The 1,058-nt window shown below is 44.3% G+C and carries 2 protein-coding genes; one reads left to right on the top strand and one right to left on the bottom strand.

The features are described from left to right. Window positions 1-427: nitroreductase family protein (locus tag HW443_RS11710; RefSeq protein ID WP_176238272.1), on the top strand; the 427-nt coding region annotated here is incomplete at its 5' end. A 68-nt stretch (window positions 428-495) separates the two neighbouring features. On the opposite strand, the gene HW443_RS11705 is transcribed toward HW443_RS11710, so the two are convergent. Next, window positions 496-759: a sulfurtransferase TusA family protein gene (locus HW443_RS11705; RefSeq protein ID WP_176226760.1), complete on the bottom strand. Its 264-nt coding sequence runs from the start codon at window positions 757-759 to the stop codon at window positions 496-498. Window positions 760-1,058 lie beyond the last annotated feature (299 nt).

Below are 1,058 nucleotides of genomic sequence, written 5' to 3'. Positions count from 1 at the left end.
GAAAGGGATCTTGGCCTTTCTTGCTCAAGATGCGGCGACCCGGGTCTTTTGCTACACCAAGGCAGACGTACGAAAAGAGACCCAAAATGACGAAATTCTTCGCTTTGTTGAGTTCTGGAAGCAAAGGACAGGACGGCTCCCAGAAGAATTGATCTTCGATTCTAAACTGACCACATACAAAAATCTCAATGTCCTCAATCAACAAGGAATTGCCTTTGAGCATCTGGTATTGGCGGCGTGGGAGCAAGGCCTTGGCACCTGCTGGATAGGGAGGTTTAAGGAGCCAGAGGTTAGAAATATCCTTGAGGTTCCTGAAGGTCTAAGAGTCATTGCTCTGACCCCTCTAGGATACCTTAGCACAAGCTTTGTTGCAAAGGATAGGGGAAGGAAGTCACCAGGCGAGATAGTACATTATGAGAAGTTTTGAGTCTGCAGGGGGCTGTTGGGGGGATGAGGCTGAAATGGTAGAGACTGATTTGTTCGATTTCTATCGCTCTATTCTTGTTTCTCTACATAAGCAACAAAAATTCCCTTTTCGTTCCTTTCTATGGATAAGAGTTTATTATTTGTTCCTTCACACCATGCAGGTAAATCTTCTACAATTCCAGGGTCATCCGCCAAAAGTTCTACAACTTGATTTAGTTCTACCTTTTCCAACTCTAACTTTAATTTCACCACCGGCATAGGGCAAAATAGACCTGTTGCATTTACAGTTGACACTACTTTAATTGGCTGACCGTTGATCTCTACTTCTTTCATTGATCTCTATTTCTTTCATTGACCGTATCAGATCGATAACATTGAATCTCTACTCGTCTCGGTTAGGAAGGTAGTCACCCGTGTGGTCTTGTTGACCTCCTTTATGAGTTCATCCAAAAACACATTTGGAAGTCCCATAGAATTCTCTTATTCCGATGCCATGCGTACAACAATGGTATGGTATCCCCCCACCCCCTGTCAACGGCCAGAGGATGATCGGAAGAAGGTCGGCTAGCCTGGATTTCCATGTTAGTTTTTTAACCTAACACCATGGAGCATTATCCGAAGACGAAGCGGAG

Origin of the sequence: Candidatus Hakubella thermalkaliphila (assembly GCF_013281975.1) — a bacterium.
In the GTDB taxonomy this organism is placed as follows: domain Bacteria; phylum Actinomycetota; class Humimicrobiia; order Hakubellales; family Hakubellaceae; genus Hakubella; species Hakubella thermalkaliphila.
The sequence above is the reverse complement of the archived record's forward strand: the minus strand, read 5'-3'. Positions and strand labels throughout refer to the sequence as shown.